Source organism: Acinetobacter sp. LUNF3 (assembly GCF_022699605.1).
GTDB classification, from domain to species: Bacteria; Pseudomonadota; Gammaproteobacteria; order Pseudomonadales; family Moraxellaceae; genus Acinetobacter; species Acinetobacter johnsonii.
Window position 1 is genome coordinate 1,256,721 of record NZ_CP093968.1, and the last position, 22,701, is coordinate 1,279,421.

General features: G+C 41.8%; 22 protein-coding genes and 1 pseudogene. 8 read left to right on the forward strand and 15 right to left on the reverse strand.

Annotated elements, in window-relative coordinates:
• Nucleotides 1-7 precede the first annotated feature (7 nt).
• Complete coding sequence (locus MN200_RS06080; protein WP_242760325.1) at nucleotides 8-2,428, forward strand: CSLREA domain-containing protein; 2,421 nt, start codon at nucleotides 8-10, stop codon at nucleotides 2,426-2,428.
• Nucleotides 2,429-2,505: 77 nt separating this feature from the next.
• Here MN200_RS06080 and MN200_RS06085 read toward each other — a convergent pair whose 3' ends face one another.
• From MN200_RS06085 to MN200_RS06105, 5 genes are all read right to left on the reverse strand, one after another.
• Nucleotides 2,506-2,910, reverse strand: coding sequence for a DUF3106 domain-containing protein (locus MN200_RS06085; RefSeq protein ID WP_010326404.1), 405 nt, complete (start codon nucleotides 2,908-2,910; stop codon nucleotides 2,506-2,508).
• A complete protein-coding gene (locus tag MN200_RS06090; RefSeq protein WP_004693889.1) occupies nucleotides 2,900-3,217 on the reverse strand; it encodes a hypothetical protein in 318 nt (105 codons plus the stop codon). The genes MN200_RS06085 and MN200_RS06090 overlap by 11 nt, the downstream gene beginning before the upstream one ends.
• Nucleotides 3,214-3,828, reverse strand: a complete 615-nt coding sequence (locus MN200_RS06095) for an RNA polymerase sigma factor (protein ID WP_004693886.1) — start codon at nucleotides 3,826-3,828, stop codon at nucleotides 3,214-3,216. The genes MN200_RS06090 and MN200_RS06095 overlap by 4 nt, the downstream gene beginning before the upstream one ends.
• 161 nt (nucleotides 3,829-3,989) lie before the next feature.
• Nucleotides 3,990-4,766 carry an RNA methyltransferase gene (locus MN200_RS06100; RefSeq protein WP_178928056.1) on the reverse strand — a complete coding sequence of 259 codons (777 nt, stop codon included), beginning with the start codon at nucleotides 4,764-4,766 and terminating at the stop codon, nucleotides 3,990-3,992.
• A 52-nt stretch (nucleotides 4,767-4,818) separates the two neighbouring features.
• Nucleotides 4,819-5,793: a class 1 fructose-bisphosphatase gene (locus MN200_RS06105; RefSeq protein WP_078389694.1), complete on the reverse strand. Its 975-nt coding sequence runs from the start codon at nucleotides 5,791-5,793 to the stop codon at nucleotides 4,819-4,821.
• A 181-nt stretch (nucleotides 5,794-5,974) separates the two neighbouring features.
• Here MN200_RS06105 and MN200_RS06110 point away from each other — a divergent pair, with 181 nt between their 5' ends.
• Entirely contained in the window at nucleotides 5,975-6,175 is a 201-nt protein-coding gene (locus MN200_RS06110) for an NF038105 family protein (RefSeq protein WP_004980614.1), read from the forward strand.
• 59 nt (nucleotides 6,176-6,234) lie between these two features.
• Here the strand turns inward: MN200_RS06110 and pal are convergent, their stop codons facing one another.
• The 9 genes from pal to MN200_RS06155 form a co-directional block, all read right to left on the reverse strand.
• A complete protein-coding gene (pal, locus tag MN200_RS06115) occupies nucleotides 6,235-6,804 on the reverse strand; it encodes a peptidoglycan-associated lipoprotein Pal (RefSeq protein WP_004693879.1) in 570 nt (189 codons plus the stop codon).
• A gap of 52 nt (nucleotides 6,805-6,856) precedes the next feature.
• On the reverse strand, nucleotides 6,857-8,140 hold the full coding sequence (gene tolB / locus MN200_RS06120; protein ID WP_171522876.1) for a Tol-Pal system beta propeller repeat protein TolB: 1,284 nt from the start codon (nucleotides 8,138-8,140) through the stop codon (nucleotides 6,857-6,859).
• A 359-nt stretch (nucleotides 8,141-8,499) separates the two neighbouring features.
• Nucleotides 8,500-9,780: a cell envelope integrity protein TolA gene (tolA, locus tag MN200_RS06125; RefSeq protein WP_242760326.1), complete on the reverse strand. Its 1,281-nt coding sequence runs from the start codon at nucleotides 9,778-9,780 to the stop codon at nucleotides 8,500-8,502.
• 3 nt (nucleotides 9,781-9,783) lie between these two features.
• Nucleotides 9,784-10,236, reverse strand: a complete 453-nt coding sequence (gene tolR, locus MN200_RS06130; protein ID WP_004693872.1) for a protein TolR — start codon at nucleotides 10,234-10,236, stop codon at nucleotides 9,784-9,786.
• Nucleotides 10,236-10,934 (reverse strand): protein TolQ, encoded by a 699-nt coding sequence (gene tolQ, locus MN200_RS06135; protein WP_004693871.1) that lies wholly within the window; start codon nucleotides 10,932-10,934, stop codon nucleotides 10,236-10,238. The genes tolR and tolQ overlap by 1 nt, the downstream gene beginning before the upstream one ends.
• A 26-nt stretch (nucleotides 10,935-10,960) precedes the next feature.
• On the reverse strand, nucleotides 10,961-11,368 hold the full coding sequence (gene ybgC, locus MN200_RS06140) for a tol-pal system-associated acyl-CoA thioesterase (protein WP_242760327.1): 408 nt from the start codon (nucleotides 11,366-11,368) through the stop codon (nucleotides 10,961-10,963).
• 315 nt (nucleotides 11,369-11,683) lie between these two features.
• Nucleotides 11,684-12,691 (reverse strand): Holliday junction branch migration DNA helicase RuvB, encoded by a 1,008-nt coding sequence (ruvB, locus tag MN200_RS06145; RefSeq protein ID WP_242760328.1) that lies wholly within the window; start codon nucleotides 12,689-12,691, stop codon nucleotides 11,684-11,686.
• Between the two features lie 247 nt (nucleotides 12,692-12,938).
• Complete coding sequence (gene ruvA / locus MN200_RS06150) at nucleotides 12,939-13,541, reverse strand: Holliday junction branch migration protein RuvA (protein ID WP_205666838.1); 603 nt, start codon at nucleotides 13,539-13,541, stop codon at nucleotides 12,939-12,941.
• A 126-nt stretch (nucleotides 13,542-13,667) separates the two neighbouring features.
• The gene (locus tag MN200_RS06155) at nucleotides 13,668-15,008 is read right to left on the reverse strand and encodes a deoxyguanosinetriphosphate triphosphohydrolase (protein ID WP_178896381.1); all 1,341 of its coding nucleotides are present in this window, start codon (nucleotides 15,006-15,008) and stop codon (nucleotides 13,668-13,670) included.
• 436 nt (nucleotides 15,009-15,444) lie between these two features.
• Here MN200_RS06155 and purL point away from each other — a divergent pair, with 436 nt between their 5' ends.
• The 6 genes and pseudogenes from purL (at nucleotide 15,445) to MN200_RS06180 (ending at nucleotide 21,754) form a co-directional block, all read left to right on the forward strand.
• Nucleotides 15,445-19,281: a phosphoribosylformylglycinamidine synthase gene (gene purL / locus MN200_RS06160; RefSeq protein WP_242760329.1), complete on the forward strand. Its 3,837-nt coding sequence runs from the start codon at nucleotides 15,445-15,447 to the stop codon at nucleotides 19,279-19,281.
• 224 nt (nucleotides 19,282-19,505) lie between these two features.
• A complete protein-coding gene (locus MN200_RS16650; protein WP_278189340.1) occupies nucleotides 19,506-19,634 on the forward strand; it encodes a KGW motif small protein in 129 nt (42 codons plus the stop codon).
• A 226-nt stretch (nucleotides 19,635-19,860) separates the two neighbouring features.
• Nucleotides 19,861-20,403, forward strand: coding sequence for a hypothetical protein (locus MN200_RS06165; protein WP_242760331.1), 543 nt, complete (start codon nucleotides 19,861-19,863; stop codon nucleotides 20,401-20,403).
• Nucleotides 20,404-20,435: 32 nt separating this feature from the next.
• On the forward strand, nucleotides 20,436-20,783 hold the full coding sequence (locus tag MN200_RS06170; protein WP_039890557.1) for an IS630 transposase-related protein: 348 nt from the start codon (nucleotides 20,436-20,438) through the stop codon (nucleotides 20,781-20,783).
• Between the two features lie 17 nt (nucleotides 20,784-20,800).
• Nucleotides 20,801-21,274, forward strand: a pseudogene (locus tag MN200_RS06175) (IS630 family transposase); the annotation flags it as partial.
• 165 nt (nucleotides 21,275-21,439) lie between these two features.
• The gene (locus MN200_RS06180; RefSeq protein ID WP_242760333.1) at nucleotides 21,440-21,754 is read left to right on the forward strand and encodes an NGG1p interacting factor NIF3; all 315 of its coding nucleotides are present in this window, start codon (nucleotides 21,440-21,442) and stop codon (nucleotides 21,752-21,754) included.
• Nucleotides 21,755-21,945: 191 nt separating this feature from the next.
• Here the strand turns inward: MN200_RS06180 and MN200_RS06185 are convergent, their stop codons facing one another.
• Entirely contained in the window at nucleotides 21,946-22,701 is a 756-nt protein-coding gene (locus MN200_RS06185; RefSeq protein ID WP_242760334.1) for a nitroreductase family protein, read from the reverse strand.

The following is a 22,701-nucleotide window of genomic DNA, read 5'->3' on the forward strand; positions in this document are numbered from 1 at the left end:
GGCAAACATGAAACACTTTAAAAAAGGATTATTGAGTGTCATGGTGGTAGCTGCTATGACATTAATGGCTGCAGAAGATAGAACAATTCATGTCAACACATTTGAAGATGAAGATAATGTAAACATGAATCAATGTTCACTCCGTGAGGCAATCAAAACAGCCAGCTTAAATAAGGCTTATGGTGGCTGTAGTGCTGGGAATACGGGTTCAGGTCAAACCGATTATATTCAGTTAGAAGCTGGGACGTATAAACTGAATAAGGAAATTGTTCCCGAGTCTAAAGTGGTGGTTTTTGGGAAAAGCCCATATTTAGATCGTGAAAAAAATCCCATCACTTTTAAGTATCCTGCCCTAGGTGAGTTGACTTCACGGATTGATGCGGGTGGAAAGTCACGTTTATTTAATACCATTACTAAGACCAGTTTGACGCTAGAGAATGTCATTCTAGAAAATGGTTATTCGGCAGATGAAGGCGGTGCTTTACTGGTCGGTGGAGCATTAACCTTAAATAATGTACAAATTCTAAACTCAAAGTCCGATAAAAAAGGTGGAGCACTCTATCTCGTTGGTCCTGGTGAGCATCAGGTGACTGTAAATAATAGTGTATTACAAGGCAACCAAGCGCCTGTGGGTAGTGTTCTTGCAATGCAATGTTATGCAGGGCTGTTGGATGTAAAAACCAATATAGAGTTTAGAGCGAATAGTATTATTTCAAATGGTCAGATATCGAATCTAAATACATTCGATTTTTGTGGTAACCCAAAAGTTGCTATGGCGAATAATACCATTGCAAAAAATACTGCGAGTACCGTAAACGGGAGCATTTTGTATGCCGTCAATACCCGAGAGCATAATCTGAGTCTTGAAAGTAATTTCTTATTGTCAAATAACACTATTGTAGAAAACAGTGCGGCAACTGTTTTGGATTATGACGATTTCGGTATGAAGTCGTTGTATTACAATGTGCTTGCATATAATGGAAACACATCATGCCGCTATGTCGGTTCTCAGACACTATCCGATAAATATTATGCAGGTGTGACGGCTGGTTACAATGCGTTTGATACGGCGACCAGTCAGTGTGAACTGGCAGCAAGTGCACGAATACTCGATGGTACGACAGATACTAATATTGATGTGAAAAATGTGGCTATTGGAAGTCTACTCAGTTCTTTAACTTCGCCATCGAAATATAATTTATTCCGCCCAATGTATTTCCCGAAAGTGAATAGTGGTGGAGTTGATTTACTCGATACCAACAGTAAATTGAGCTGTAATGACAGTGATCAGCGCGGTCTAGATCGTATTGTCGACGGAACATTGATGTTAGCACCTGCGGAAGCCAACAGTTGCGATATTGGGTCGGTTGAGCTACGTCGTTTAGCGGCAGCGGATATTGCTGATTTGAAAAATACCTCGCAGGCAGAACGTCTTCAGGCGTATGAGAATAATATTAAGGAATTGGAAGAATTAATCGCCGATAAAAACACCAATCCAGACTTTTTGATCGAGTTTAATGAAGAGTTAAAGCGTTATAAAGAGCTTTTAGCGGCAACCAAACTACATCAAAAATACCGAGCGATTTATGTCGATCCCTTTCAGTTTGTCTTGCAAGATGAGGCTGTGGTCAACACTGCTGATGGAACGTCGGCTTTAAAAGAAATGAACACTGAGAATTATACCATTACTGAAACTCAGGTATTAGGTGTAGGTGTTCTCAGCGCCAAAGATGGTGTGTTGGATACCTCAAAACTCAGAGCGGATCTAACTTTACGCTGTGAGTGGAAGGATGATTTAAAACAAATCATGATTTACCGCAGCGATGGTAAGCCTACAACCAGCACAGAATATGTCTATTGCCAATATAGCGTGAAGAGTAAGGCTACGCAGGCAACATCTTCGGGGATTTTAAAAGCGGAGTTTAGCAATATACAACCGATTGCCAAAACGGATGAATACACCCTGAATTATGGTGGCACTTTAAAACTCAATGTAAATCCACTTGCAAATGATAGTGATGATGGTGATGGGCCGATTAGTACAGTCGCGGCAGAACATCAGCGTCCAGCATTTCACCGTGATGCGAATGGAAAGGATCTTGCTCTTCGTATTGTACGTCAGGATGCAGGCATTAATATTAAGCCAGAACATACAGGTTCTTGTCCGGGGGAATATGAAAAATATGTATGTTATGGTGGGAATATTGAAGTTGAAGTCCGCAATAATTTCAGTCCATTCCCTTATGAAATTGAATATGTGATCTATGATGCAGAGGCTGAAGAGTCTAAATCTGCGATGATGTATTTTACGAACACTGCTAAAAATACCAATACGGAAGCGAGTGGCGGTGGTGGTGGCTCAATGGGTGGTCTTGGGGTGCTTGGATTGTTGTCATTAGCGTGGTTTAGACAACGACGAAAAATATAAATGTAAGCATAAAAAAATGCCTCACATGAGGCATTTTTTATTAGCGTTTCTATAGTATTTATATTCGGCTAGGCATCTTAATGTGTAGCAGTGTTGCTATGGATGTACTTGTTGATATATTCATTTCGAATATTCACGCGTTCATCTGCATCTGCTTTTTGCATGCGTACACGTAAATCACGTCGTTCTTGGGTGCTCATCTGTTGCCAAGTGTCACGCATTTTTTGCTTTTCTTGCTCAGGTAACTGAGTAAACCAGTCCATACGTTGTTGCAGGGCTGCACTTTGCGCATCGGGCAGTTCTTTAAGAGATTGGTAACGTTGAATCAACGCACGCTGTTCTTCTTCAGACAACGATTCCCATGTTTCAGACACTTGAGTATCTGCATCTTTAGAAAAAATCCAAAAACGATCAAAACCTGCAAAACTGGTTTGTAAAAAACCTAGCGTGCAAAGTGCGAAAGCGACACGTTTAGCTGCCATGTGGAACAGTGTCCTCACCTAAAACCAATAACATTTCTAAATCTTCAACCATTTGAGGTGAAAGTTTAGGAGTCGAAACCACTTGGTTATGTGGTTTTTCATCAAGGGTTACAGAGTTTGGAAGTACGACAAAGCCAGCAATAGCCGCAGCTAAAGCAAAACCAGACATTTTCCAAAGGCCATAACGTGAGGACTTTTGATCTTGAATATCATCAAGAACATGTTGCATCACCACGGGTTTGTTTTTGTGGTGTTGCGCGAGCCCATCAAGTTTGGAGGTTACTTGCTTTAAGAAATCATCTTTCATTCGGATGATCCTCCTAGATGTGGATTCAAATGTGCGAGAGCATTGCGTAAGCCTTGAATCGCACGGTGGTAATGAGTTTTAACGCTGCCTTCAGAACAATTCATGATTTGCGCAGTGGTTGCGGTATCAAAACCTTCCCATGCACGTAACATAAATGCTTGCTGTTGACGAACAGGAAGACCAGCAATGGCTTCTTGAATTTCATCCGCAGTGACAGCTTGACTTAAAAAGTCTGAAGGATTCAGCGCTCTTTCATCGACCACCTCATTGACTTCAAAATCGTCATCATCAAGACTGACTTTTTTGAAGAAAGAAAACGGTTGTGCTCGACGTGCTTCTTTACGACGCCAATCCTGTAATTTGTTGGTTAGAATGGTATAGAACAGGGGATACCATTCTTCCGTAGATCGATCGGAATAAGATTTGTGTAATGAAATAAAGGCTTCTTGCACCAAATCCATGGCGATACCCTGCTGGTTTTGGGTAGCACTTTCCATCATTACTAACGCACGACCAGTCACTTCTTGCATGAAGTTTTTTAGGCGAGACTCGGCGGTACTCTTAAGAGTACTAGAATCCTGCGTTTTAGACTGTTTGGGTGCTAAATCCATAGAGATGGAAAATCCTGTCATCGGATACCCACCATTATTTCCTCAATCATGTGCCTATAACGTTGGAAATAATGGTTTGGTTGACAACACAAGTAATTATTTTTTCTAGTGTAATCTATTTTTTCTGCTGAGCCGACTTTAGTTAATATAACTTAACGATTTTAAAGTCGTTGACGCACCATTTCAAAAAAGCAGATTGAACCCGCAATAGCGACATTGAGTGATTCTTGGCCACCGGGCTGTGGGATGCTCAGTGCTTGAGCATGTGCCAAAGCAAAGTCAGAAACGCCTTGGCCTTCATTGCCTAAGATCCAGACACAAGCTTGTGTTAAATCTTTTTGATATAAACTTTCAGCCTGATGTGAGCTGGTCACATACACTGGAATTTCAAAGCGTTCGAGTACATCTTCGATGGCAACGTTTTCATAGGTGTTGAGTGAGAAGTGTGCACCCATGCCTGCGCGTAATACACGTGGTGACCAGAGTGCAGCAGAACCTTTGGTACAAATAACTTGCTTAATACCCGCCGCAGCAGCAGAGCGGAGTAGTGTACCTACATTGCCTGGATCTTGAATGTTTTCCAAAATCAAGGTATCTAAGCTAAAGTCTACACTTTGGCTTGAACTTGGTAAGTCTACAACTGCCAAGAAGGGTAAAGTGGTTCCTAATGTGCTTAAGTCACGATATAGGCTTTCAGCAATGACAAAAACAGCACCCTCATATTCATCTAAAATATCGCAAATATCAGGGTGTTCGAGTGCATTTTCAGTGGTGAAAATAGAATTGAGTTTCTTCCTTTTTTCAACCCAAGCTAAGCCTAAGTGTGTCCCTTCAAGCACAGTTTGACCTTGCTTTTTACGGTAGCTACTTTGCTCTATTAAACCGCGCAGATGTTTAATCTTTGGGTTGTCTTTTGATTCAAGAAAAACGATTGACATGGGAGAGACTCATGCGCATAACGCTTCAGATGGCTATGCGCATTTAAAAAAATTAGTTGTGGTAGCCGGTCACTAAATCGACTTCGTTTTTAGAGCCAATAATCACAGGGACACGTTGGTGTAGGTCAGTTGGTTCGATGTCTAAAATACGAACGCGACCCGTTGTTGATGCACCGCCAGCTTGTTCAATTAGCATACTCATAGGGTTTGCTTCATACATTAAACGTAGGCGACCTGCTTTTTTCGGATCTTTGAGGTCGTATGGATACATGAAAATCCCGCTACGGCAAAGAATACGGTGAATGTCGCCCACCATACAAGCCACCCAACGCATATTGAAGTCTTTCTCACGTGGACCTGTTTTACCTGCGAGAAGTTCTTCAATATAACGTTTTACTGGGTTTTCCCAGTGGCGTTGGTTTGATGAGTTAATGGCGTATTCTTTGGTATCTGCTGCCACTTGAATATTTTCAGAGGTGAGCAAGAATTGTTGAGTTTCTGGGTCAAAGGTAAAGAATACTGTGCCTGCACCGACTGTTAATGCCAACATGGTTGATGGGCCATAAAGCACATAACCTGCAGCAACTTGCTGGTTGCCTGCTTGCATAAAGTCTTCAGCTTGTGTCACTGCATTTTTTGCAGGCAAGATTGAGAAAATAGTACCCACACACATATTGATGTCGATGTTGCTTGAACCATCAAGAGGGTCAAATAAAACTAAATATTTGCCATTTTCTTGAGCTGGTGTGAATTCATCCAATTCTTCAGACGCTAAACCACCAACTTGTGGGTGGATTTTTAGAGCATCAATCAAATAATCATTTGAAATCACATCCAGTTTTTTCTGTTCTTCACCTTGCACGTTTTCATGCTGCGCGCTACCTAAAACACCTGCTAAAGCACCTTTTTGTAAAGCTTGATCGATGGTTTGGCAAGTGGCAGCAATGGTGCTAATCACTTGTGCCAATTCAGGCGTAAGATTTCCCGTTTGTTGTTGTAAAAATTGGGACAGATTGAGATATGACATAAGGGGGAGGACTCCACTAAAACTTGAATACGTAACAAAATCAACATTGCGCTATATTTTAGTCGAGAACGAGACAAAAGAACAATTAAACTCGACTATTTGCTGCGATTTTACCCTTGCAAGTCTTGTGGAAAGTGCTATGTTGATGGAAGGAATATCAGGTAAAAATAGGAGCACAACAATGACAACGCAAAAATTTGATGCGACTCCAACGCCGAGCGAAGGGATTAACTTAGATGATATTTCAGACGATAGCGTGAAAAAAGCGTGGCAAGACTACGAAGCAAAAGCTGAGTATAAAAAGTTCAATAAACATGACATGATTGAATCTATGCAACATGCTGAAGAATCTGATGAAAATCCCAAGCCTGAACAAGTTTAAGTCATAAAAAAGCGCTCATCGAAAGGAGCGCTTTTTTTATTTCAGTTGTGATACCAGCATTATTTTAAAAGTGGTGGTACTGCTTCGTAGTTAATTTCTACGCGACGGTTTTCTTTCCATGCATTTTCGTCATGGCCTGCATTGATTGGCATTTCTTTACCATAACTAACGGCTTCAAGTTGGTTTGGACTCACACCTGTGGTGATTAAGAAACTTTCAACCGCCTTGGCACGGCGCTCACCCAATGCCATATTGTATTCACGTGTACCGCGCTCATCGGTATGACCTGTTAACGCCACACGCGAATTTGCATTTGCCATTAAGAACTGCGCATGAGCTTGTAGCGTTTGGTAATCATCATTGCTGAGGTCGCTACTGTCATAGTCAAAATGCACAACGCGTTTTGCTAAAAATGCTTTGTTGGCTTCAGTTACGCCTTTTGCCGATGCACCTGCAAGATTTTGTGCATTTAAAGCAGCATCTTCACTTAGACCTTGAGTATTGACTGTGGTTGAACCATTTGGGTTTTGACCCGCTTCAATTGTCGCAGCGGGTTTGCGGCTCGCACATCCTGTAACTACAAGAGCAGTCGCTAAGATTGGAAGGGCTAAAAGTTTGATCGATTTCATTCTTCATCTCCATGAAAATTGATGATTATTAAATGACTAGTCATTAAAAAAGTTATTTGGGTGCCCAAGCGGGTTCACGGACTTCACCTTGTTCACTTGGTAAATTCATACGGAAACGGCCATCCAGTGACATGATCGATAACAAACCACGTGAACCTTCACGCGTTGCATAGACCACCATCTGCCCATTTGGGGAAAAACTTGGTGACTCATCCAAACTGGTTGGCGTTAAAATATTTGTAACACTTGAGTTTAAATCTTGAATAGCGACTTTATAGTTACTACCGCTTGGGCGGTGGACCAGTGCCAGCTTTTTGCCATCGGCACTGAGCGTACCACGTGCATTGAATGCGCCACGGAAGGTCAGGCGGTTATAACTGCTATTTGCCAAGTCATAACGGTAAATTTGTGCAGAACCACCCCGGTCAGAAGTAAAGATAAATGACTTACCATCTGGTGCATAACGTGCTTCAGTATCAATAGCACTGTCATTGGTCATACGTTGCAGTTGACGGGTTTCCAAGTTCATTTGGTAAATTTCTGGGTTGCCATGCATAGAAGCGGTGAACAACATACTTTTCCCATCTGGAGAGAAGCTTGGTGCGCCATTTAGACCACGGAAGCTAGCAAGCTTTTCACGCGCACCTGTCGAAAGGTCTTGGACATAAATTGCAGGGCGTTTGGTTTCAAACGAAACATAAGCAATTTTCTTGGCATCTGGTGTCCAAGCAGGCGATAAAATTGGATCGCGTGACGTTAAAATTGTACGTGGTTGCTCACCATCAGTATCCGCGATTTGTAGTGTATAGCGTTGTTCCGGTGTAGCTGGATTACGTAGCACATAAGCAATACGACCGCTAAAGTCTCCTGGAATACCAGTTAATGCTTGATAAATGGCATCACTAATCATGTGTGCAGCAGAACGAACGCGTGATGCTGGAACAGTTAATAATTCATTTAAAAGATATTGTTGTTTTTGGACATCATACAGTTGGTAATGAACCTCGTAGCTACCATTTTCAGTGGTTTTTACTGTTCCTGTAACGACATATGGAACACCAGCTGCTTGCCAGTTGGCTGCGTTCGGATTATTCATGCTGGCTGTTGCAGGTAAATTTTTTGAAGCGCTGGTAAATTTCCCTGAGCGGTTTAAATCTGTTTCAATAATAGGATAGAGGCTACTGTCATTGCTAAAAGGTACGATTGCAATTTTAGGCGCTTCTTCAGGTGCTTTTGCAATTTCTAAATGAAGCTGAGCATGCACTTGAGTCACTAAGACTGGACTGAAAGCAGTTAAAATGGCTAGGCTAAGAAGGTGTTTACGCGTCATTTCCATCATTCGTTATTTACTCAAACAAACGGCTTTTATTGTGGGTTTAATTGTTCTACATAATGGCATGATTTTCTAATATTAAAAGCATGAAATTATGACTGATCTGTTATAACACTGTGAAAAATGAGTAAGAATTAAGTCGTTTAAGCGTAAATGCAAAAACGCATAAGTAGATATGTGTGATAAGGGAGAGTGGCGGTTTGCTTATATGGAGTGAAATCTCGACTGAACTTAAAGATATTGCACTGATTGTTATTGAAAGCTAAAACAGATTAAACGTATATAAAATAAGTTATTTGAGTACGTAAAAATACTGTGAATAGGGCTGGAAAAATCCCCCTGATTGTTCAGAGGGATTTGGGTTATTTCGCAGTAAAGGATGAGGTAAAGCTTTGTGCTTGCCGGCGCGCTTCTGGATCTGAAGGCATTGGATAGGGTGCAGCAGAACGAACAGCTGCTTCGACGCTGGCTTTCATGTCAGGGTCACTGGAGCTCACGATCACAGAGCGTACAGCGCCACTCTCTGAAAGCGTGACACGTGCAGTCGCGGTTTTACCCGTTGAACCTGCTGGGGTATCCCATGCACGCTTAATTTTATTTTCAAAGTCGCGCTTAGCTGTTGAAGCAATTTGCTTTGCTTCAGCTTTCTTTTGCGCGGCTTCTTCGGCAGCTTGTTTTGCAGATGAAGCACGTGCTTCTTCAGCTGCACGTTCTTTTGCTTCAGCATCGGCTTTACGTTTTGCATCAGCAGCAGCCTTGGCTTTTTCTGCATCGGCTTTGGCTTTTGCATCAGCATTTGCCTTAGCTTTATCCGCATCAGCTTTACGTTTCGCATCGGCGTCAGCTTTGGCCTTCGCTGCATCTGCTTTAGCTTTCGCATCGGCATTTGCCTTGGCTTTATCGGCGTCTGCTTTGGCTTTTGCATCAGCGGCGGCTTTTGCTTTGTCCGCGTCGGCTTTACGTTTTGCATCAGCGGCAGCCTTGGCTTTATCTGCATCTGCTTTGGCCTTTGTATCAGCGTCTTGCTTCTGCTTTTTAGCGAGATCCGCTTTCTTTTGTGCCTCTAGCTTCGCTTTTTGTACTGCCTCTGCTTTTTTCAATGCTTCTAAGTTTGCTCGGCGTTTGGCGTCTGCTTCGGCTTTCGCCGCTGCATCTGCTTTGGCTTTCTCCGCATTTTTAGCTTGCTCCGCTGCACGGGCAGCAGCACGTTCTTGCTGAGCTTGTAGTTTTTCAGCTTCTGCCTTTGCACGTGCCTGAATCTGCTGCTGTAGTTCAGCTTTACGCGCTGCCGCTTCAGCAGCTTTGGCATCCGCTGCTGCTTTTTGAGCGTCGACCTTTGGCACAACGGGTGTTATAGGTGGCGCGGTTGGGATAACAGGTGCAGGCTCTACAGTGGGCGGAGCAGTTTGTGTGATTTCTTTGGCTACATTTTCATGTGCTGTTTCAGTAAACTCTGTTTCTTCAAGCGTAACAGGCTTTAAGTCCTCAGGTTTGATGAGCACAGTTCTAATTTGCTTTGGTGGTTCTGGTGGTTTACTCATACCAAGATAAAGTAAGCCAACAACAGCAATCACATGGACACCGAAGGTAAATCCAAGCGCGATGGCTTTTTGTTTAAACGGTGGCTTTTTAAAATCTTTCATAAATTACTTTAATGGCTCTGTGAGTAATCCAACTTGGCTGAGACCTGCTTCTTGTAGGCTGTTCATGAGCGACATGACTTCGCCATAAGAGCGTGACTGTTCACCTTCCACAACAACGGTTAAAGTTTTATTTTCAGCCTGAGCTTGTTGCTGTGCTTCACTTAAAATAGATGTCAATTCAGATAAAGCCAAAGGTTCAGCTGAACTATGCGTTTTATATTTAAGGAAATAGCGACCTTCTTTATCTAAGCTGACCATTGCAGGTGCATCTTTTGATTCAATGGGGTTGCCATTGGCTTGTGGCAGATCGACATTGATGCCGCTGGTAATCATGGGTGCGGTGACCATAAAAATCACTAATAATACGAGCATGACGTCAATATATGGGACGACGTTCATCTCACTTTTTAGTGGTTTTTTAATGCGCTCGAAGCGCCCTGAACGTTGAATTGCCATTAGTCATGTTCCTTAGTTTCACCCAAAGACTGACGTTGTAATAACGCAACCATTTCTTCTGCAAATAAAGCACGATCGGAGTAAACCGTTTCGCCTTTTCCTGTGTAATGGTTAAATGCCAATACCGCAGGAATCGCTGCAAATAAACCAATCGCTGTAGCAATGAGGGCTTCAGCAATACCAGGTGCAACCGTTGCAAGGGTGACTTGATCTACGTCTGCTAAACCGATGAATGCATTCATGATGCCCCAAACGGTACCAAATAAGCCAACATACGGGGCCACAGAACCAATGCTGGCCAAAGCACCTAAGCCTTGTTCAAGTTGGCTTTGGTCACGACTTAGACCGACGCGTAAAATACGTTCTGTGCCTTCAATGGTTTGTGCTGGGGCAGCATTGCGTTTTTTTAGTTTTAAAAACTCGCCTAAACCTTGATAAAAAATATCCTCAAGGCCGACACGTTTGGAGTTAAGTTGCGCATTGTTATACAGCGTATTCAGTTCAGCACCCGACCAAAAGATTTTTTGAAAATGGTCATCGTCTGCTTGTGCTTTTTTATAACTCATGTGTAACTTGGCAATCAGATACCAGCTAAACAGCGAGGCCAAAAGTAAAGCCAGCATTACCAGTTGTACGACTGGGCTTGCTTGTAATATTAGATCTGAAACTTGAAGAGATGATTCGAGTTGAGTTGCCATAGTTACTACATGTGCCAATAATTTTTTTAGTCTTGTCCTAATTCTTTTAGAATCAGTTCGCGGATTTCATCGGGAAGTCGACGTGGTTTCATTTCTGAACTGATACATGCCAATTCGACCTCACCAGATGCAAGCATGATTTCACCACGATAAATATTTTGTTGCAACACAAATGACGTAGCCTTACACGAAACAACACTTGCTGTAACAGTAATTAAATCATCCATTAAAATTGGACGTGAATATTTCACATTAATTTTGTGTACAACGAAGTTATAGTCTTTTTGATGCCAGTAATGATCTACATCAGAAGCACGTAACCACTCAGTACGGGTACGCTCCATAAAGCGAATATGATTGGCGTGGTAAACAATGCCACCTGCATCAGTATCTTCAATATAGACACGAATGTTGAATTCAAATTTATTCGCCATGAGAGTATTCCGTTTTCCAGTTGTACGAGTCGATTTAGATTGACTTGGCGCTTTTATATTTAAGGACAGGGTCTTAAAATTGGTGCACGTCAAAGTACTAATGCGTCGCAGTTTAGCATTATGAGATTTCACTCCAATGGCACAAGATGTCAAATATTGTGATTCATGACTGTTGGGGAAGTTGAGCGCAGTATGGCTATAAAAATATAAGGATAAGGGAATGAATGGTTATTTTAAGCTGCTGCTTATTTTGGCTGTGGCATTTGCGTTTAGTCCGCAGAAAATAAGGGAGAGTAACTCTCCCTCTAAAATTATTTATTTGTCTTTCGGTTCCGGCGGTGTCATACCAAACTGCAAATATGCCATATTGGTGGCAATACGGCCACGGGCTGTCCGCATGACATAACCTTGTTGAATCAAATACGGCTCAATCACGTCCTCTAATGTGCCTGAGTCTTCAGCCATAGCAGCTGCCAGGGCTTCTACACCACCAGGGCCGCCATCAAAACGTTCAAGTAACATACTCAAATAACGACGGTCTAAAGTGTCTAAACCATCTTTATCGACATTGAGCATATCGAGGGCACGCTGAGCCATGTCTTGTGCCACTTCACCTGTACCTTTGACTTGTGCATAGTCACGAACTCGACGTAGTAAGCGGTTGGCGATACGCGGCGTACCACGTGAACGACGTGCAATTTCTGCTGAACCTTCACGTGTAATAGGTACATCCATCAAATTGGCAGAACGAGTCACAATATGCGTCAAGTCAGCGACGGAATAGAATTCAAGGCGTTGCACGATGCCAAAACGGTCACGTAAAGGAGAGGTGAGGAGTCCAGCACGTGTGGTTGCGGCAACTAAAGTAAAAGGGGGTAAGTCGAGCTTAATTGAACGAGCCGCAGGACCTTCACCAATCATAATGTCGAGTTGGTAGTCTTCCATGGCAGGATAAAGAATTTCTTCAATCACTGGTGAAAGGCGGTGGATTTCGTCGATGAACAGCACATCACCTTCTTCAAGGTTGGTCAGCATGGCTGCCAAGTCCCCAGCACGTTCCAATACGGGGCCAGACGTCGACTTGAGGTTTCCACCCATTTCACGCGCAATAATATTGGCAAGTGTGGTTTTACCTAGTCCCGGTGGACCAAAAATTAAGGTGTGATCGAGTGCTTCACCACGACCACGGGCTGCGCCAATAAAGATTTCCATTTGTTCACGAACCACGGGCTGACCAATGTAGTCATCGAGTGAGGTCGGGCGGATAGCACGGTCGATATGATCTTCGGGTTTTTCGGAACCACCGATGAGACGGTCTTGCATATAGTTGAATCAATCTCTGGCTGAACTTTCGAGGCACAGCCTCAAATTATGATTTGTGTTTAGGTACCATTGTGTAGGCATTGCCTTACTTTTGAAAGATCAAAATGAGGGCTTTTAAATATATTTAAAAGCCCGCAAGTAAATCTTGTGTTGGATTGAGGATATGTCCTTATATCCCAATCCAACATGGCGACATTCATGTCGCCTTCGTGTATCCAATTTAGGTGTATTGGTGTGTCTATTTGGATTATTTATTCATCGATTTGAGTGCAGCACGGATGATGTCGCTCGCCTCAGTAAAATCACCTTTTGCAGCATTGACCAATTTCTGTGATTCTAAAGGTTTATAACCTAAAGACTGCAACGCCGCTTCAGCTTCTGCCACGGCAGAGTTGCCTGTGAACTGGATTTGTTCAACGGTTGAGTTGCTTGGCACTGTGCCTGAAGACATCGCTTTAAAGCGATCACGTAATTCGATCATGAGGCGTTCAGCGGTTTTTTTACCCACACCCGGTACTTTAACCAGTGTGTTGATATCTTCATGTTCGACAGTATGAATCAACATGTCGACACTGAGCGTGGAAAGAATACCTAAAGCCATTTTAGGGCCGACACCGTTGACCTTTAATAGGGTGCGAAAAATGATTTTTTCTTGTTGATGCAAAAAGCCATAAAGCAGTTGAGCATCCTCACGCACTGCAAGGTGTGTCCATAAGGTAATCTTCTGGCCTTTTTGTAGTTGGCAGAAGGTTGTCAGTGGTGTATCAATTTCATAACCGACACCATTTACATTTAAAAGTACGGTGGGTGCTTCTAGTGCGAAGACTTCACCAATAAGACATCCGATCATGTTGTGTGATTCACTTTTTTATCAATGGTTGCATAGTAGTGAGCATTGCGCAGAAAGGCAAAAGGCTCACGGAAAATTGAGTTCGGATTGATGGCTTTATCATCAAACTGGATGTTGATGACTTATTTAAATCAATCCTGCCTTATTGCCTTGTAACTCTTGAGACAAGTTATACGCTTGGTGGTCTGAAAACTTAGAAATAATATCTAAGACCTGCATGATATTTTCATAGTGGTTACTGCCAAAGTGCGCACCAGAACGACATAAAATAGCCATTAAGCGTTGTTCTTTAAAACTCAATGTTTTATGCGGTGTAGTGAGTGGAATAAAGGCATCTAAAATATTTTGCAAACTTTGATGGGCAATAATTTCCAAACCCGCTTTTTGCGGGTGTTCAAATATTTTATCACGTGCTAAATCCTTCGCACGGTTAATGCCTAACTCAATATCAGCAGCGCAATATTGCAGTAAGCTACCAGCCAGTTGTCCGCTTAATATTTCAAAATGATGCTTAGCAAAAGCCGATGTGACTTCTTCAACCAGACGTTTCATCACTCGTCCACGCAGGGCCGCAATTTTTTGCTGCCAAGTCGTATCTGGCATCGACAGTTCAGTTGGTGCGCTGTATTCACCCAGCAAGCTTAAAAAAATCGGTTCGACTTCTTTATAAGACAACATGTTTAAAATAATGCCATCTTCAAGGTCAATCAGGGCGTAGCAAATATCATCTGCTGCTTCAAGTAAATAAGTCAGCGGATGACGACAATAATGGTATTCACCCAGTTGAATCAGTCCGAGTTGCTCTGCAATTTGTTGCAGGATTTCTTTTTCTGCTTGATAGCAGCCAAATTTGGCACGTTTACTGGCAGGGGTATTGCCTTGTGATTCGATGGTTTTAGACAACCATGGATATTTTAAATAAGCCCCAAGTGTTGCATAGGTCAGACGCATGCCTCCATCATTAGGGTGATAGTCAATTTTAGTCAGTAAGCGTAGACCTTGGGCATTACCTTCAAACTGACGCACATCGGCTTGTTCTTCTGGGGAAAGTTTCTCTAAAAAGTTGCCATGTGATGCATCGTCAAACCATTCACGAATAGCATATTCACCAGCATGACCAAACGGTGGATTCCCAATATCATGTGCTAAACAAGCAGCTTGAATAATGGCTCCAACATCGGCAGGGGAAATCCAAATTGGCAGTTCGTCCTTGATCTTTTCCGCTGCCAGCATGCCAAGAGAGCGGCCAATACAGGAGACTTCAAGCGAATGCGTTAAACGGGTGTGAATGCCATCGTGTTGAGTCAGTGGATGTACTTGGGTTTTTCGGTTCAGTTGGCGAAAACTTTGTGAAAAAATAATTCGATCATAATCTTTGTGAAATGGGCTACGTGCCAATTCGGTATTTTGTTTTTTACTTCCAATACGAACTGTTGATAGCAGTTCCAACCAACGCATTTGCATCATTTATCGTTATTCAGTGAGTTATTGGCTTCATCATGCCAAAAAAGTGTGACGAGCTCTAGAGGGCTGCGACATAAGTTGTCTTTTAATTTATGCAGTATGAAGTTCTCATCAATAGAACATCTTAAAGCAGTCATGTATGTTCTCAAGGAGGCTATCAACTTCTTTATTTGTAGCCTGAGTATCAATTGAAAATGGCTTTTAGAACCCAACAAAAGCCCAAAAGTCGGGCATCTTTGAAATTTATCCCTTAAAACATTTGTTACTAATCATGTTTGATTTTTAAAGTCAAAGTAAATTGATCTTTTAAAACAAAGAAATCTCACTTTTTTAAGTCGTAGACGACTAGCTGATTTTGGGAATACACAGTAGAATATGCGCTCTCTTCAAGTCACATTGAGGTAGGTTGTCTAGACCTGCCCGTGGAGCCAAAAACAGCATGTTTATCGTTGCCGGTGCACCTGCACACTCTTCTTTTAAGCAAACACAACTTTTAACACGTCTATCGTCTATCAGTTCTGTTCAATCAATAGAAAGCCAATGGGTTTACCTTTTCGACCAAGCGCTCGACGAGCAACAACAGCAATCTGCTTTGCAGCTATTAAATGATGGCGCAACCTTCCAAGTTCGCGAAGCGACAAGTGATGAAGTTCAAGTCCTTGTGACGCCACGTGTAGGGACAATCTCGCCGTGGTCATCAAAGGCAACGGATATTTTTGCTAACTGTAATACCCCGATACACCGCTTAGAACGCGGTGTTTTGTTTACTTTAAAAGGTATTTCTGAAGTATCGGATGCAGTAAAACAAGTTTTACATGACCGTATGACTGAAAGTGTGTTCAATCAAATTGAAGATGCGGCTGCATTGTTCTCTGAAACGGCTCCAAAACCTTTAAACGCAATTGACATATTAGGTCAGGGTAAAGATGCTTTAGTCAAAGCAAACTCTGAGTTTGGTTTTGCACTCTCTGATGAAGAAATTGATTATTTAGTTGCTGCTTTTAACAAACTCGGTCGTAACCCACACGATATCGAACTGATGATGTTTGCTCAGGCAAACTCAGAGCACTGTCGTCATAAAATCTTTGGTTCTGAATGGACAATTGATGGTGAAAAACAGCCATTGTCATTGTTCCAAATGATTAAAAATACTTATAAAGAATCACCGACAGACGTATTATCAGCGTATAAAGATAATGCATCAGTCATTGTCGGTTTTGACACACAACGTTTTTATCCGAAAAAAGATGAAGCAACTGGTCACCACGTTTATAAATACAAGAGCCAAGCTGCTCATATTTTGATGAAAGTGGAAACACATAACCACCCAACAGCAATTGCACCATTCGCAGGTGCTGCAACAGGTTCGGGTGGTGAAATTCGTGATGAAGGTGCGACAGGTCGTGGTGGTAAACCGAAAGCAGGTTTAACAGGCTTTACTGTTTCAAACTTAAATATTCCGGGTTTTGAACAGCCTTGGGAAGAGAACTACGGCAAACCATCTCGTATGGCTTCTCCACTTCAAATTATGATTGAAGGGCCTTTGGGCGGTGCTGCGTTTAACAACGAATTTGGTCGTCCTGCTTTAAATGGTTATTTCCGTACATTCGAACAAAATGTAAATGGTGATGTGAAAGGTTTCCACAAACCAATCATGATCGCAGGTGGTTATGGCAACATTCGTCCAGACCACGTAGAAAAAGATGCGATTCAACCAGGCGATTTATTGATCGTTCTTGGTGGTCCTGCAATGCTGATCGGCCTTGGTGGCGGTGCGGCATCTTCTGTAGACAGCGGTAAACTCGGTGAAAACCTAGACTTCGCTTCTGTACAACGTGAAAACCCTGAAATGGAACGTCGTTGCCAAGAAGTGATTGATGCATGCTGGCGTATGGAAGACTTCAACCCAATCGTGTCTGTGCATGACGTGGGTGCAGGTGGTATTTCAAACGCAATGCCTGAGTTGGTGAATGACCACGAACTGGGTGCGATTCTTGATTTACGTAAGATTCCATCACTTGAGCCGGGCATGTCTCCAATGGAGATCTGGTCAAACGAAGCGCAAGAGCGTTATGTGTTGGCGATTCGTCCAAGTTCTTTAGAATTATTTGAATCATTATGTGCACGCGAACGTTGTCCGTTTGCCGTTTTAGGTGAGGCAACAGAAGCGCGTCAATTGACGGTGAACGATCCATTGTTTGATAACAAAGCCGTGGATATGCCAATGCAAGTCATGCTGGGCGGCACACCTCGTATGAGCCGTTCGTATGAAACGATTGAACGTAAAGGCGACGACTTTGATGCATCTAAAGTCACAGATTTGAAAGATGCGATTTACCGTGTACTTAAAAATCCAACGGTTGCATCGAAATCATTCTTGATCACAATTGGCGACCGTTCAATTACAGGTATGGTTGCACGTGATCAGTTTGTAGGCCGTTGGCAGGTTCCTGTTGCAGATGCAGCAGTAACTACAACAAGCTTACAAGGCTATACAGGTGAAGCCATGGCGATGGGTGAACGTCCACCCGTTGCCTTGTTAAATCCTGCGGCATCTGCGCGTTTATCGGTTGCAGAGTCGATCTCGAATATTATGTCTGCAAAAATCGACCAGATCAGTGACATTAAATTGTCTGCAAACTGGATGGCGGCGGCAGGGCAAAAAGGTGAAGACCAAGCTTTATTTGAAGGTGTAAAAGCCATCGGTATGGAAATGTGTCCAGCTTTGGGTATTGCAATTCCAGTGGGTAAAGACTCATTGTCAATGCGTACGACTTGGAATGATGAAGGCGAAGACAAATCGGTGACTTCACCGATGTCAGGTGTAATCACAGCCTTTGCTCCTGTAACTGATGTACGTAAAACCTTAACGCCTGAATTGAAAAATGAAGAATCAGTACTTGTGCGTATTGATCTTTCTAAAGGTCAGTTCCGCCTAGGCGGTTCGATCCTTGCTCAGGTCTATAAAGCGATTGGTTCAGTGACACCTGATGTGGATAGCTTTGACGACTTCAAAGCTTTCTTTGCATTGGTTCAAGACTGGAATAACCGTGGCTTAATTAAGGCTTACCACGACATTGGTGATGGTGGTTTGCTTGCAACTGTTGCGGAAATGATGTTTGCAGCACGTCTCGGTGTGGCTTTAGAAGATCAATCAACTGAAAGTTTATTTGCAGAAGAAATTGGTGCAGTGCTTCAAATCAGCACGTCTGATTGGGCAACACTTGCAGAAGAAGTTGCGGCATCTACATTACGCGATGCAATTACGGTCATTGGTACGGTAAACAACACCGATCAGTTGACTGTAAGTGGATTAGTGCTTGAACGTGCAGACTTGCAAGTGGCGTGGACTGAAGTGTCACATCAGATCCAACGTTTACGTGACAACGTAGAAACAGCGGATCAAGAATTTGCATTGATCACGGATAAATCACATGCTGGTATTATTGCAAAACCAACTTTTGATTTGAATGAGCCAATCGAAGCGCCTTACATCAACGAACGCCGTCCAAACATGGTGATCTTACGTGAACAAGGCGTAAATGGTCATGTTGAAATGGCTGCTGCATTCGACAAAGTTGGTTTCAACACTGTAGACGTACATATGAGTGACTTACTTGCAGGTCGTATTAGCCTAGATGACTTTGAGGGGCTTGTGGCATGTGGTGGTTTCTCTTACGGTGACGTCATGGGTGCTGGTGGTGGCTGGGCGAAATCAGTTTTGTTCAACCCGAAACTTCGTGACCAATTTGAAAAATTCTTCAACCGTGATGAGACTTTCTCTCTTGGTATCTGTAACGGCTGTCAAATGTTGTCGCAATTGGCGCCACTGATTCCGGGTGCTGAAGCTTGGCCGCGTTTCCACCGCAACACTTCTGAGATGTTTGAAGCGCGTGCAGTTAACGTTCGTGTTGAAAAATCGAACTCTGTATTGTTAGAAGGTATGGAAGGTTCAATCCTGCCTATCGCGGTTGCACATGGTGAAGGCCGTGTAGTGACAAGCGCGGATAACTTGGCTGCATTAAATGCAGGTAATCAAGTAATCTTGCGTTATGTCGATAGCCAAGGGAACCCAACTCAGCACTATCCAATGAACCCGAATGGTTCACCAGAAGCGATTTCAGGTGTCACATCGAAAGATGGTCGTGCAACAATTATGATGCCGCACCCTGAACGTAACTTCCGTGCTGTACAGCATTCTTGGAAGCCTGAAGAGTGGACTGAAGACGGTGCATGGTTACGTATGTTCCGCAATGCACGTAAGTTCATTGGTTAATTTGGAGTCTGTGTTTTGAAAAGCCACCTTCGGGTGGCTTTTTTATTGAATTGTCTTTTTTGTTTTTTAATTTTTTATTTCTCCCGTTGAAGTTGGTTTAGATTTTGCTTTTATATTTATGTGAAAGTGATATTGTGTAATAAGTGCACAAATATCATGCAAAATAGAAGAAAGATGGATCACTAAACAATTTCAGTATCAACACTCATGTATGAGGTGATGACATGATTAAAGCAGTTACATACGAAGCAGTCGATAAGTCTGCGTTGCGTAAAAAAGGATGGAAGTTGTTTGCTGTGATTTTAAGCTTGCAATTGATCTTTTTGATTTTGGGTTATGCATTGCAGATGTGATTTTGAGAATGAAGAAACCGCCGTGAGGCGGTTTTTTCTTTATAAGAATTTTATTTTTACTTTTGATTGGGCAAAAGTAACAAAACCCTTTTGTTAGACTGGTGGGACGTCCTGTCCCACAGTCTAACCTGCGACATCCATGTCGCTACTCATGTGATCAAATATTATTAATTGTTTTTTTTCTTTTGATATGATGGGTTGGCTATAAAACTTTATGAGATAAAAATTGAAAGATAAAAAGAGTAAATCAAAGATTAGTATTGTTTTTGGAATTTTTGTTGATTTGGTTGGAATAGCTTGTGGTTTATGGCTTTTAATCGTTTTAGAAAAAATATCTGGAGCTGAATTCGTTGCTTTAAGTCTTGGATTTTCTGTGATTGGACTAATTATAGCTTTTGCTTCAGAAGTTCAGGAATTTTCGATTGCAGGAAATAGCGTTAAATTAAAAGAGTTACGATTGGAAGCTGAAAGAAAAATTGAAGAATTAGACAAGGCTAAGACAGAATTATTTAGATTAATGCTCCCTCAGGTTTTACAAGGCTCTCAAAAGACTTTGAATAAAATTGATCCTAGGATAGTGAGTTTTCTTAATATTTTTGATCAAATAAAAAGTCTTGAAATAGTAAATGAACTTAGATGTGAAATTGAGCATGTGTTACATGTTTTATTAATTTGTCAGTATGGAAAGTTAAAAGTAATACATCAACGTGCTAAAACAACTGAAAATAGTTTTGATGAGCTAGATTCTCCAACATCGCTATTTGTATAGTCCGCACGCCAAAAAACCAATACAATACCGATATGAGTTATCCAATACATTTTAGAAAGAAAATATTAGCCAAGCTTGAAGAAGGTCAATCTATCCGAGCGGTTGCTCAGCACTTCGAAATTAATAAAAATACAATTGTCGAATGGAAAAAGCGAATCGAAATAAAAAGAACTCGACCAAGAAAACCATCTAAAGTTGATGATGATGCCTTACGTGCAGATGTTGAGCAATATCCCGATGATTATCAATATGAACGCGCTGCTCGTTTTGGTTGTGCTACTTCTACAATTGGAGATGCGCTCAAGCGTCTAAATATTACAGTTAAAAAAAGACCTTACGGCACCCGAAAGCAAAAACAGAACTCAGAGAGCAGTATTTAAAAGATTTAAACCGATTAAGGTATCAACACCCGATCATCTATCTTGATGAAAGTGGATTTAAATCTCATGAACATAGACCTCATGGTTATTCAAAACAGGGAACTCCTTGTTATGGAACATATAATTGGCAATTAAAAAATCAAACCAATGCAATAGGAGCAATCCATGAGGGTAAGTTATTTGCAGTGGGTTTATTTGATAGCAAAGTAAATTCGGATGTATTTTATTTTTGGGTAGATCAGTTTTTATTACCAGAACTACCCTCGAATAGTGTAATTGTCATGGACAATGCAGCCTTCCATAAACGACCAGATATACAAGATCTATTAAGCCAACATGGGCATCAAATACTTTGGTTACCACCTTATAGTCCTGACCTTAATCCTATTGAAAAAATGTGGGCATGGGTGAAAGCAAAAAGGAAAAAATGGTTGGTTAACTCAATAGATAAGCTTTTTAGTCGTTTCTTTAACGAGTGTATGGGTAATTAAGCGGTTTGACTATATCTCTAAATGATGAAAAAGTGGTTCAATTTATGAAATATAATAATCAATATCAAGATAGTCATGTTGCAAGAGGAGATTTAGTTGATGGAATACATGCTTATGCAAAACTTTATGCTATAAAACTTAAACTCGATAAGTTAGTAAACTGAAATGCTCAAACTCATCTACTATGTTCCTAAATCTCACCTTGAATCTACCAAACTTGCGATTTTTGAAGCAGGGGCCGGTGGTATAGGAAACTATGAACACTGTGCTTGGCAGGTCTTAGGTACAGGCCAGTTTAAACCTGTAAAAGGAGCAAATCCGTTTATAGGTCAGTTGGATGCTTTGGAGAAAATTCCAGAGTGGCGGGTGGAAACCATTGTTCCAGAGGAAAAAGCTTCTGCTGTGGCAAAGGCTTTACAATTAAGTCATCCCTATGAAGAACCCGCTTTTGAGTTTATACAAATTTTAGATATTGAATAGTTTGCACGATCTCAAATGAAGATAAGAACTGTAATTTTCATTGTGTAGATAAGTTTTTACTTTTCATAGGCGAAAAGTAACAAAAGCCTTTTGTTAGATTGATGGCACTTCCATGTGCCACAATCTAACGGGCGACATCCATGTCGCCTACCGTGTATCAAGTGAAGGGAGATTTAACAATATAAGAGTGTTCAAACCTTCTGAATAAATAACTCACGATCAAAACGATACTGCGGGAAAAACACACCGTCTTCTGCACGCTCACCTGCACCAATCACCATCACAGGGTATTGCTGATCATTTAGATTTAACAGTTTACGTACCAAAGGCTCATCAAAACCTTCCATCATACAACTATCGAAACCATAGGCACGTAAAGCTAGCACTAGGTTCTCGCAAGCTAAAGCTGTGGTTTTACTTGCCCAAAGTTTAGCATCGGCTTGATTAAATGCAGTTACAGGCAGTTGTTTGTCTAAGCTACGTGCAATTTTGAAAGCCACTTTCTTAAAGTTACCCAGTGCATTTAAGTAACCTGTCTTATAGTTATAAGGAATGAACTTATAATATTTCTGTACAGCCGCAGGCGCTTCAGGAAAAGGGAACTCTGTAATATTGCGTTTTGCCATTTCATCATTACGGTCTGTACGCGCGACACACACGATCAGTTCTGACGCCGTTTTAGCTGCAAGCTGGTTTAGGCAAGCTTTGACCAGCTGTTTTTTCTTAGTCGGATTCTGCACCACATAAAAAGTCCAAGGCTGTAAGTTAGATGAATTGGGCGCAAGTAGGGCCAAATCTAAACAGTCATCAAGCACATCAGCTGGAATTTCTTTCTTGGTAAATTTGCGAACCGAACGGCGGCTTTGGATGACTTTCTTAAAATTTTCAACATCGATACCTTGTGGTGCAGGCTCAAAGTAACGCTTTTTTTCTGTAGTGTTCGACAT

Bases quoted from the DNA above. Each gene is read 5' to 3' on its own strand.
- MN200_RS06080 (WP_242760325.1), top strand. From the start codon at position 8: ATGAAACACTTTAAAAAAGGATTATTGAGTGTCATGGTGGTAGCTGCT.
- MN200_RS06085 (WP_010326404.1), bottom strand. From the start codon at position 2,910: ATGGCAGCTAAACGTGTCGCTTTCGCACTTTGCACGCTAGGTTTTTTA.
- MN200_RS06090 (WP_004693889.1), bottom strand. From the start codon at position 3,217: ATGAAAGATGATTTCTTAAAGCAAGTAACCTCCAAACTTGATGGGCTC.
- MN200_RS06095 (WP_004693886.1), bottom strand. From the start codon at position 3,828: ATGGATTTAGCACCCAAACAGTCTAAAACGCAGGATTCTAGTACTCTT.
- MN200_RS06100 (WP_178928056.1), bottom strand. From the start codon at position 4,766: ATGTCAATCGTTTTTCTTGAATCAAAAGACAACCCAAAGATTAAACAT.
- MN200_RS06105 (WP_078389694.1), bottom strand. From the start codon at position 5,793: ATGTCATATCTCAATCTGTCCCAATTTTTACAACAACAAACGGGAAAT.
- MN200_RS06110 (WP_004980614.1), top strand. From the start codon at position 5,975: ATGACAACGCAAAAATTTGATGCGACTCCAACGCCGAGCGAAGGGATT.
- pal (WP_004693879.1), bottom strand. From the start codon at position 6,804: ATGAAATCGATCAAACTTTTAGCCCTTCCAATCTTAGCGACTGCTCTT.
- tolB (WP_171522876.1), bottom strand. From the start codon at position 8,140: ATGGAAATGACGCGTAAACACCTTCTTAGCCTAGCCATTTTAACTGCT.
- tolA (WP_242760326.1), bottom strand. From the start codon at position 9,780: ATGAAAGATTTTAAAAAGCCACCGTTTAAACAAAAAGCCATCGCGCTT.
- tolR (WP_004693872.1), bottom strand. From the start codon at position 10,236: ATGGCAATTCAACGTTCAGGGCGCTTCGAGCGCATTAAAAAACCACTA.
- tolQ (WP_004693871.1), bottom strand. From the start codon at position 10,934: ATGGCAACTCAACTCGAATCATCTCTTCAAGTTTCAGATCTAATATTA.
- ybgC (WP_242760327.1), bottom strand. From the start codon at position 11,368: ATGGCGAATAAATTTGAATTCAACATTCGTGTCTATATTGAAGATACT.
- ruvB (WP_242760328.1), bottom strand. From the start codon at position 12,691: ATGCAAGACCGTCTCATCGGTGGTTCCGAAAAACCCGAAGATCATATC.
- ruvA (WP_205666838.1), bottom strand. From the start codon at position 13,541: ATGATCGGATGTCTTATTGGTGAAGTCTTCGCACTAGAAGCACCCACC.
- MN200_RS06155 (WP_178896381.1), bottom strand. From the start codon at position 15,008: ATGATGCAAATGCGTTGGTTGGAACTGCTATCAACAGTTCGTATTGGA.
- purL (WP_242760329.1), top strand. From the start codon at position 15,445: ATGTTTATCGTTGCCGGTGCACCTGCACACTCTTCTTTTAAGCAAACA.
- MN200_RS16650 (WP_278189340.1), top strand. From the start codon at position 19,506: ATGATTAAAGCAGTTACATACGAAGCAGTCGATAAGTCTGCGTTGCGT.
- MN200_RS06170 (WP_039890557.1), top strand. From the start codon at position 20,436: ATGAGTTATCCAATACATTTTAGAAAGAAAATATTAGCCAAGCTTGAA.
- MN200_RS06180 (WP_242760333.1), top strand. From the start codon at position 21,440: ATGCTCAAACTCATCTACTATGTTCCTAAATCTCACCTTGAATCTACC.
- MN200_RS06185 (WP_242760334.1), bottom strand. From the start codon at position 22,701: ATGTCGAACACTACAGAAAAAAAGCGTTACTTTGAGCCTGCACCACAA.